Origin of the sequence: Cellulomonas gelida (assembly GCF_006538725.1) — a bacterium.
Taxonomy (GTDB): domain Bacteria; phylum Actinomycetota; class Actinomycetes; order Actinomycetales; family Cellulomonadaceae; genus Cellulomonas; species Cellulomonas gelida.
Genome location: NZ_BJLQ01000071.1, coordinates 1 through 5660, shown reverse-complemented (window position 1 = coordinate 5660; position 5660 = coordinate 1). Strand labels below are relative to the sequence as shown.

General features: G+C 59.0%; 3 rRNA genes. All 3 read left to right on the top strand.

Features of this window, described 5'->3' with window-relative positions:
• The first annotated feature begins 212 nt into the window (after positions 1-212).
• The 3 genes from CGE01nite_RS16510 to rrf all read left to right on the top strand — a co-directional run bounded on the left by CGE01nite_RS16510 (position 213) and on the right by rrf (position 5496).
• Positions 213-1731 (top strand): 16S ribosomal RNA (locus tag CGE01nite_RS16510).
• Positions 1732-2172: 441 nt separating this feature from the next.
• Positions 2173-5281, top strand: a 23S ribosomal RNA gene (locus tag CGE01nite_RS16505).
• Positions 5282-5379: 98 nt separating this feature from the next.
• Positions 5380-5496 (top strand): 5S ribosomal RNA (rrf, locus tag CGE01nite_RS16500).
• Together the 16S, 23S and 5S rRNA genes form the textbook arrangement of a ribosomal RNA operon.
• Positions 5497-5660 lie beyond the last annotated feature (164 nt).

Sequence of the window (5660 nt, the reverse complement as noted above, 5' to 3'; positions counted from 1 at the left end):
GCGTCTGTTCCTTGAGAACTCAACAGTGTGCCAAGTAGTCGATGCCATATGGCTCGCTCCGATGTGTCGGGGTGGGCGCAATGGTTGAGATTGGGATCCTGCTGTCCACCCCGTGGGTGGTGGGGTCCTTGTTGAAGCCGGATCTACGTGACCTTCGGGTCGTTCGTAATGTTTGTTGCTGGCCGCCTTGGGGTGGTTGGTGGCGTTGGACATTGACGGAGAGTTTGATTCTGGCTCAGGACGAACGCTGGCGGCGTGCTTAACACATGCAAGTCGAACGGTGAAGACCAGCTTGCTGGTTGGATCAGTGGCGAACGGGTGAGTAACACGTGAGCAACCTGCCCTTCACTCTGGGATAAGCCTTGGAAACGGGGTCTAATACCGGATATGACATCCTCATGCATGTGGGGGTGTGGAAAGATTTATCGGTGGGGGATGGGCTCGCGGCCTATCAGCTTGTTGGTGGGGTAATGGCCTACCAAGGCGACGACGGGTAGCCGGCCTGAGAGGGCGACCGGCCACACTGGGACTGAGACACGGCCCAGACTCCTACGGGAGGCAGCAGTGGGGAATATTGCACAATGGGCGCAAGCCTGATGCAGCGACGCCGCGTGAGGGATGACGGCCTTCGGGTTGTAAACCTCTTTCAGCAGGGAAGAAGCGAAAGTGACGGTACCTGCAGAAGAAGCGCCGGCTAACTACGTGCCAGCAGCCGCGGTGATACGTAGGGCGCAAGCGTTGTCCGGAATTATTGGGCGTAAAGAGCTCGTAGGCGGTCAGTCGCGTCTGCTGTGAAAACTCGAGGCTCAACCTCGGGCTTGCAGTGGGTACGGGCTGACTAGAGTGCGGTAGGGGTGACTGGAATTCCTGGTGTAGCGGTGGAATGCGCAGATATCAGGAGGAACACCGATGGCGAAGGCAGGTCACTGGGCCGCAACTGACGCTGAGGAGCGAAAGCATGGGGAGCGAACAGGATTAGATACCCTGGTAGTCCATGCCGTAAACGTTGGGCACTAGGTGTGGGGTCCATTCCACGGATTCCGTGCCGCAGCTAACGCATTAAGTGCCCCGCCTGGGGAGTACGGCCGCAAGGCTAAAACTCAAAGAAATTGACGGGGGCCCGCACAAGCGGCGGAGCATGCGGATTAATTCGATGCAACGCGAAGAACCTTACCAAGGCTTGACATACACCGGAAAAGTGCAGAGATGTGCTCCCCGCAAGGTCGGTGTACAGGTGGTGCATGGTTGTCGTCAGCTCGTGTCGTGAGATGTTGGGTTAAGTCCCGCAACGAGCGCAACCCTCGTCCCATGTTGCCAGCGGGTTATGCCGGGGACTCATGGGAGACTGCCGGGGTCAACTCGGAGGAAGGTGGGGATGACGTCAAATCATCATGCCCCTTATGTCTTGGGCTTCACGCATGCTACAATGGCCGGTACAAAGGGCTGCGATACCGCGAGGTGGAGCGAATCCCAAAAAGCCGGTCTCAGTTCGGATTGGGGTCTGCAACTCGACCCCATGAAGTCGGAGTCGCTAGTAATCGCAGATCAGCAACGCTGCGGTGAATACGTTCCCGGGCCTTGTACACACCGCCCGTCAAGTCACGAAAGTCGGTAACACCCGAAGCCGGTGGCCCAACCCTTGGGGGGGAGCCGTCGAAGGTGGGACTGGCGATTGGGACTAAGTCGTAACAAGGTAGCCGTACCGGAAGGTGCGGCTGGATCACCTCCTTTCTAAGGAGCATCTGGCGTATGGGTCGTCCTGTCATGGGGTGGCTGGTGCGTCCAGGCCCATGCCTCGGCCGAGCGTGTCGGGGGTGGTGCTCACGGGTGGAACATCGACTACGGCTCATCGTTGTGGTGAGTGGCTCCTAGTACGCCTGCAGCTGGTCTGTGGGGTGGGAACGGATGCTGCTGGCCGGCGGCGGTGGGCCTGGCACGCTGTTGGGTCCTGAGGGAACAGCCGGTTGGTTGTTGTCTCGGGGCATGCCTGCGGTCGGGTCGCCTTGTGTGGGTGGCTGGTCGCGGGGGTGGCCTTCGGGTCGTCACTGGTTCGCGTACCGCGCTGGTGCTCCTGTTCGCAGGGGTGGTTGGTGTTGGCGCGGCTGGGTGTGGCGGGTCGGTCGTTGCTTGAGAACTGCACAGTGGACGCGAGCATCTTTGAATAGTCTTTGTGGTCAAGTTTATAAGGGCACAGGGTGGATGCCTTGGCACTAGGAGCCGATGAAGGACGTTGTAGCCTGCGATAAGCCTCGGGGAGTTGGCAAACGAACCGTGATCCGAGGATCTCCGAATGGGGAAACCCCGCCGCAGTCATGTGCGGTGACCCGCATCTGAATATATAGGGTGCGTGGAGGGAACGCCGGGAAGTGAAACATCTCAGTACCGGCAGGAAGAGATATTCCGTGAGTAGTGGCGAGCGAAAGCGGATCAGGCCAAACCGTGTGCGTGTTCAAGCCGGCAGGCGTTGCGCATACGGGGTTGTGGGACCTTACAGCTGGGGCTGCCGCCCCTGCAGGGAGTCAGAAAGTCGCGTCATAGTCGAAGGGCATTGAAAGGCCCGGCACAGAGGGTGGTACCCCCGTAGACGAAATGGCGTGGCCTCCCGTGAGGGATCCCAAGTAGCTCCGGGCCCGAGAAACCTGGAGTGAATCTGCACAGACCACTGTGTAAGCCTAAATACTACCTAGTGACCGATAGCGGACAAGTACCGTGAGGGAAAGGTGAAAAGTACCCCGGGAGGGGAGTGAAATAGTACCTGAAACCGTGTGCCTACAATCCGTCGGAGCCTCCCTAGCAGGGGTGACGGCGTGCCTTTTGAAGAATGAGCCTGCGAGTTAGTGGTACGTGGCGAGGTTAACCCGTGTGGGGAAGCCGTAGCGAAAGCGAGTCCGAATAGGGCGATACAGTCGCGTGCTCTAGACCCGAAGCGAAGTGATCTAGCCATGGGCAGGTTGAAGCGCGGGTAAGACCGCGTGGAGGACCGAACCCACCTGGGTTGAAAACCGGGGGGATGACCTGTGGTTAGGGGTGAAAGGCCAATCAAACTTCGTGATAGCTGGTTCTCCCCGAAATGCATTTAGGTGCAGCGTCACGCGTTTCTTGCCGGAGGTAGAGCTACTGGATAGCCGATGGGCCCCACCAGGTTACTGACGTTAGCCAAACTCCGAATGCCGGTAAGCCAGAGCGTGGCAGTGAGACTGCGGGGGATAAGCTCCGTAGTCGAGAGGGAAACAGCCCAGACCACCAGCTAAGGCCCCCAAGCGTGTGCTAAGTGGGAAAGGATGTGGAGTTGCACAGACAACCAGGAGGTTGGCTTAGAAGCAGCCACCCTTGAAAGAGTGCGTAATAGCTCACTGGTCAAGTGATTCCGCGCCGACAATGTAGCGGGGCTCAAGCACACCGCCGAAGCTGTGGCATTCACACTTACAGACAAGCCTTCGTGGTTCAGTCGTGTGGATGGGTAGGGGAGCGTCGTGTGGCGGGTGAAGCAGCGGGGTAACCCAGTTGTGGACGCCACACGAGTGAGAATGCAGGCATGAGTAGCGAATGACGGGTGAGAAACCCGTCCGCCGAATGACCAAGGGTTCCAGGGCCAGGCTAATCCGCCCTGGGTAAGTCGGGACCTAAGGCGAGGCCGACAGGCGTAGTCGATGGACAACGGGTTGATATTCCCGTACCGGCGAAGGACCGCCCATACCGAGCCCGGTGATGCTAACCGTCCGAACCGATGCACCGTGGCCTTCGGGCCGCACCGCACCGGGGAGCACGGGACCCGAACCGGTAGTAGGTAAGCGTATTAACAGGGGTGACGCAGGAAGGTAGCCAAGCGTGGCGATGGTAGTCCACGTCCAAGGTCGTAGGGCGAGGTGTAGGCAAATCCGCACCTCATGAAGCCTGAGAGCTGACGGTGACCGCGATAGCGGGAATCTGGTGATCCTATGCTGCCTAGAAAAGCCTCGACGCGAGGTCCTAGCCGCCCGTACCCCAAACCGACTCAGGTGGTCAGGTAGAGAATACCAAGGCGATCGAGCAAATCGTGGTTAAGGAACTCGGCAAAATGCCCCCGTAACTTCGGGAGAAGGGGGGCCTGAAGCGTGAACCCGCTAGCCGGGGGAGCGTGGAGGGCCGCAGAGACCAGGGAGAAGCGACTGTTTACTAAAAACACAGGTCCGTGCGAAGTCGCAAGACGATGTATACGGACTGACGCCTGCCCGGTGCTGGAAGGTTAAGAGGACGGGTCAGCCGCAAGGCGAAGCTCAGAATTTAAGCCCCAGTAAACGGCGGTGGTAACTATAACCATCCTAAGGTAGCGAAATTCCTTGTCGGGTAAGTTCCGACCTGCACGAATGGCGTAACGACTTCTCCGCTGTCTCAACCGCGAACTCGGCGAAATTGCACTACGAGTAAAGATGCTCGTTACGCGCAGCAGGACGGAAAGACCCCGGGACCTTTACTATAGCTTGGTATTGGTGTTCGGTGCGGCTTGTGTAGGATAGGTGGGAGACTGTGAAGCCGGCACGCCAGTGTCGGTGGAGTCAACGTTGAAATACCACTCTGGTCGCTCTGGATATCTAACCTCGGTCCGTGATCCGGACCAGGGACAGTGCCTGGTGGGTAGTTTAACTGGGGCGGTTGCCTCCTAAAATGTAACGGAGGCGCTCAAAGGTTCCCTCAGCCTGGTTGGCAATCAGGTGGCGAGTGCAAGTGCACAAGGGAGCTTGACTGTGAGACAGACATGTCGAGCAGGGACGAAAGTCGGAACTAGTGATCCGGCGGTGGCTTGTGGAAGCGCCGTCGCTCAACGGATAAAAGGTACCCCGGGGATAACAGGCTGATCTTGCCCAAGAGTCCATATCGACGGCATGGTTTGGCACCTCGATGTCGGCTCGTCGCATCCTGGGGCTGGAGTAGGTCCCAAGGGTTGGGCTGTTCGCCCATTAAAGCGGTACGCGAGCTGGGTTTAGAACGTCGTGAGACAGTTCGGTCCCTATCCGCTGCGCGCGCAGGAAACTTGAGAAGGGCTGTCCCTAGTACGAGAGGACCGGGACGGACGAACCTCTGGTGTGCCAGTTGTTCCGCCAGGAGCACGGCTGGTTGGCTACGTTCGGAAGGGATAACCGCTGAAAGCATCTAAGCGGGAAGCCTGCTTCAAGATGAGGTTTCCACGCCCTCCGGGGCGAGAGGCTCCCAGCTAGACCACTGGGTAGATAGGCCGGATGTGGAAGGCAGGACGAAAGACTGCCGCAGCTGACCGGTACTAATCAGCCGACAACTTCACCACCTCTATTCATTGCTACGCGTCCACTGTGCGGTTCCCGAGAAACGAACGACACCCGTTCGACCTCGGTCGAACCGGTCCCGTTCACAACTCGATAGCGTTACGGCGGTCATAGCGAAGGGGAAACGCCCGGTCCCATTCCGAACCCGGAAGCTAAGCCCTTCAGCGCCGATGGTACTGCACTCGCCAGGGTGTGGGAGAGTAGGACGCCGCCGGACACCATTCAGAAGAAGCCACCCCACACGGGGTGGCTTCTTCTGTTTCCCCGGCAGTTCGCGCGCCTCGACGGGCCAGTCGCGGCATTGACTCGACCGGGCCTGAAGGGGCTGTTGCCGAAGTGTGGTGAGCTCGAGACGCGCGGATGCGTCACGGCGGGCGTCGA